A 4145-nucleotide genomic window follows, 5' to 3' on the forward strand; every position below is an offset into this window, starting at 1 on the left:
ACGCTGGAGGCTGCGGCCCCCGGCAGACGGAAATGAGAGGGTGACACGAAACATGGCCAAGGAATACAAGGACCTGGTGGTCGGCCTCGACATCGGCACCGCGAAGGTGATGGCGGTGGTGRCCGAGGTGCTGCCTGACGGCGAGCTGCGCGTCGCCGGGCTCGGCATCGCCTCGGCCCACGGCCTGAAGCGCGGCGTGGTGGTCAACATCGATGCGACGGTGCAGAGCATCCAGCAGGCGCTGAAGGAGGCCGAGATGATGGCCGACTGCAAGATCACGCGCGTCTACACCGGCATCACCGGCAGCCACATCCGCGGCCAGAACTCCACCGGCATGGTGATCGTGCGCGACAAGGAGGTCACGCCGGTCGACGTGGCGCGCGTCGTCGAGACCGCGAAGGCGATCAACATCCCGAACGACCAGCGGCTGCTGCTGGTCGAGCCGCAGGAGTTCGTGATCGACGGCCACGAGGTCAAGGAGCCGATCGGCATGAGCGGCGGCCGGCTCGAGGTGAAGGTGCACATCGTGACCGGCGCGCAGAGCGCGGCCGAGAACATCGTCAAGTGCGTGCGGCGCTGCGGGCTGGAAGTGGACCAGCTGGTGCTGAACCCGAGCGCGTCCAGCCATGCGGTGCTGACCGAGGACGAGAAGGACCTGGGCGTGGCGCTGGTCGACATCGGCGCCGGCACCACCGATGTCGCGATCTTCACCGACGGCGCGATCCGCCACACCGCGGTGATCCCGATCGCCGGCGACCTGATCACCAGCGACATCGCGATGGCGCTGCGCACGCCGACCAAGGATGCGGAGGAGATCAAGGTCGAGTACGGCGTGGCCAAGCAGCTGCTGGCCGACCCGAGCGAGAACCTGGAGGTGCCGGGCCTCGGCGACCGCGCGCCGCGCATGCTGAGCCGCCAGGCGCTGGCTGGCGTGATCGAGCCGCGGGTGGAAGAGATCTTCTCGCTGGTGCACCAGGTGATCCGCGAGAGCGGCTACGAGGAGCTGCTGTCCAGCGGCATCGTGCTGACCGGCGGCGCGGCGGTGATGCCGGGCATGGTCGAGCTCGGCGAGGACATCTTCCTGAAGCCGGTGCGCAAGGGCATCCCGACCTACCACGGCTCGCTGCACGACATGGTGGCGAACCCCCGTTCGGCCACCGTGATGGGCCTGCTCGAGGAGGCGCGGCTCGGCCGTGCGCGCGGCATCAAGGCCGCGCAGCAGGCCGGTTCGGTGAAGACGCTTTTCGGTCGCGCCAAGGACTGGTTCCTCGGCAATTTCTGACACACCACGGAGAACGCGCATGACGACAAACGCATCCGCAAGCCTCGGCCTCGAGCTCCGTGGCAGCAGGTATCCCCCATGAAGAACAACAACACACCAGACGAGGACTCATCAGAGTCCCACCCCAGAACGGCAACTGCAACAAGGATTGGAGAACACCATGGCCATTGAAATGATCGAAGACTTCGACCTGGGCACGCAGATCAAGGTGATCGGCGTCGGCGGCGGCGGCGGCAACGCGGTCGACCACATGATCTCGCGCGGCGTGCAAGGCGTGGAGTTCGTCTGCGCGAACACCGACGCGCAGGCGCTGAACCGCTCGACGGCGCACCACCTGATCCAGCTCGGCAGCACCGGGCTGGGCGCCGGCGCGAAGCCGGAGGCCGGCCGCGCCGCGGCGGAAGAAGCGGTCGACCGCATCCGCGACTCGATCAAGGGCGCGAACATGCTCTTCATCACCGCCGGCATGGGCGGCGGCACCGGCACCGGCGCCGCGCCGGTGATCGCGCGCATCGCGAAGGAGATGGGCATCCTGACGGTCGGCGTGGTCACCAAGCCGTTCGACTTCGAAGGCAACCGCCGGATGAAGGCGGCCGACGCGGGCCTGGCCGAGCTGGAAGCCAACGTCGATTCGCTGATCGTGATCTTGAACGACAAGCTGCTCGACGTGCTGGGCGACGACGTGACGCAGGACGAGGCCTTCGCGCATGCCAACGACGTGCTGAAGAACGCGGTCGGCGGCATCAGCGACATCATCCACATCCCGGGGCTGGTCAACGTCGACTTCGAGGACGTGAAGACGGTGATGAGCGAGCCGGGCAAGGCGATGATGGGCACGGCCACGGCCAGCGGCCCGGACCGCGCGCACAAGGCGGCCGATGCGGCGGTGGCCTGCCCGCTGCTGGAGGGCATCGACCTGTCCGGCGCACGCGGCGTGCTGGTGCTGATCGCTGCCGGCAAGGGCAGCTTCAAGCTGAGCGAGAGCCGCAACGCGATGAACACCATCCGCCGCTATGCCGCGGACGATGCGCACGTGATCTACGGCACCGCCTACGACGAGAGCCTGGGCGACCAGCTGCGCGTCACGGTGATCGCCACCGGCCTGAGCCCGGCCAAGCGCGTGGCTGCGCCGATCAGCGTGGTCCACACGCAGGTCGCGCAGCGCACCGGCACCGACAACATCCCGGTGCTGACGCAGCCGGTCAACCCGCCGGGCGGCGGCGCGCACGACTACAGCAGCCTGAGCGTGCCGAGCGTCTGGCGCAACGGCCGCACGGCCGCGGCGAAGGTGGATGCGCTGGCGAGCAACGGGATGGACGAGATCGAGATCCCGGCGTTCCTGCGCAAGCAGGCGGATTGATGACCCACCCCCGAGGCGCTGGCGCGCCTCCCCCTCGAGGGGGCGCCCCCAGTGGCCCGGCAAAGCCGGTTCCACGGGGGCCGCTGGGTTTGCTCGTCCGGACCTAAAATCGTTCGATGCTTGCCCAACGCACCCTCAAGTCCCTGACGCGCGCCGTCGGCGTCGGCGTGCACGGCGGCCAGCGCGTCGAGCTGACGTTGCGGCCGGCGCCGCCCGACACCGGCATCGTGTTCCGCCGGATCGACCTGCCGACGCCGGTCGACATCCCGGTGGCGGTGCTGTCGATCTCGGAGGCGCGCATGGCGACCACGCTGTCGCTGAACGGCGACCCGGGGGCGCCGAAGGTCAACACCATCGAGCACCTGCTGTCGGCCTGCGCCGGGCTCGGCATCGACAACCTGCGCGTCGACATCACCGCCGAAGAGGTGCCGATCCTCGACGGCTCGGCCGCATCGTTCGTGTTCCTGCTGCAATCGGCGGGCATCGAGCTGCAGGATGCGCCGAAGCGCTTCATGCGCATCCTGAAGCCGGTGGAGGTGCGCGAGGGCGAGGGGCCGAAGCTGAAGTGGGTGCGGCTCGAGCCGTACAGCGGCTACCGGCTGACCTTCGAGATCGACTTCGACCACCCGGCGGTCAACCAGACCGGCCAGCGCGTGGTGTTCGACATGGGCTCGGGCCACTACAAGCGCGACATCGCGCGCGCGCGCACCTTCGGCTTCACGAAGGATGTCGAGATGATGCGTTCGCGCGGGCTGGGCCTGGGCGGCAGCATGGACAACGTGATCGTCGTCGACGACTACCGCGTGCTGAACTCCGATGGGTTGCGCTACGACGACGAGTTCGTCAAGCACAAGATCCTCGACGCGATCGGCGACATGCAGGTGGCCGGCCACCCGCTGATCGGCGCGTACACCGCGTACAAGTCGGGCCATGCGCTGAACAACAAGCTGCTGCGCGCGGTGCTGGCCGATGCATCGAGCTACGAGATCGTCAGCTTCGAGGACGAACGCGAAGCGCCGGCGGGCCTCGCCGCGCTGGCCCCGGCGTGGTGACGCCCTTCAACCCCAACTTCCCGCACCCCTGATGGCCATCTTCAGCTGGATCATGCTCGGCCTCGCGGCGCTGCTGCTGCTGGGCAGCGGCATCGCATGGGGCCTGTTCCTCGCGATGGACGATTCGGACTGGCAGAAGCTCGGCATCAAGGTGTTCCGCATCGCGATGGTGGTGCTGCTGTTCTACGTGAACGGCATGGTCTACGCGCACATCGTCGCGGTGTTTCGCGGGGCGCCGCCGGTGGTGCAGGTGCCGCTGCCGGATTCCGACTGAGGCTGCTTCTGCTTGGCTCGGCGCGGCGGGTGGCGTGAGGGGCTGGGGGCTCGGCTGGGTCGGTCGACCCTGGCGGGCCGACTGCACGAAGAAGCTCGGCTTCGGGGGTGCATCGGCAAACTCCCGCCACTCACTTCGTTCGTTGTGGTCAAACACAGCCGATGAGTATGTCTACGA

At 68.2% G+C, this 4145-nt stretch carries 4 protein-coding genes; all 4 read left to right on the forward strand.

The window, feature by feature from the left end; genetic code table 11:
- The first annotated feature begins 52 nt into the window (after positions 1-52).
- On the forward strand, positions 53-1282 hold the full coding sequence (gene ftsA, locus AC1D15_RS20380; RefSeq protein WP_477827398.1) for a cell division protein FtsA: 1230 nt from the start codon (positions 53-55) through the stop codon (positions 1280-1282).
- Positions 1283-1442: 160 nt separating this feature from the next.
- Positions 1443-2642: a cell division protein FtsZ gene (gene ftsZ / locus AC1D15_RS20385; RefSeq protein ID WP_047505983.1), complete on the forward strand. Its 1200-nt coding sequence runs from the start codon at positions 1443-1445 to the stop codon at positions 2640-2642.
- Positions 2643-2758: 116 nt separating this feature from the next.
- Complete coding sequence (gene lpxC / locus AC1D15_RS20390; RefSeq protein WP_047505748.1) at positions 2759-3694, forward strand: UDP-3-O-acyl-N-acetylglucosamine deacetylase; 936 nt, start codon at positions 2759-2761, stop codon at positions 3692-3694.
- A gap of 31 nt (positions 3695-3725) precedes the next feature.
- On the forward strand, positions 3726-3968 hold the full coding sequence (locus AC1D15_RS20395; RefSeq protein ID WP_047505750.1) for a hypothetical protein: 243 nt from the start codon (positions 3726-3728) through the stop codon (positions 3966-3968).
- Positions 3969-4145 lie beyond the last annotated feature (177 nt).

This window comes from Rhizobacter sp. P2_H2 (assembly GCF_056403375.1).

Excerpts from the sequence above, each read along its gene's own strand:
- AC1D15_RS20395 (WP_047505750.1), top strand. The coding sequence starts at position 3,726 with ATGGCCATCTTCAGCTGGATCATGCTCGGCCTCGCGGCGCTGCTGCTG.
- ftsZ (WP_047505983.1), top strand. The coding sequence starts at position 1,443 with ATGGCCATTGAAATGATCGAAGACTTCGACCTGGGCACGCAGATCAAG.
- lpxC (WP_047505748.1), top strand. The coding sequence starts at position 2,759 with ATGCTTGCCCAACGCACCCTCAAGTCCCTGACGCGCGCCGTCGGCGTC.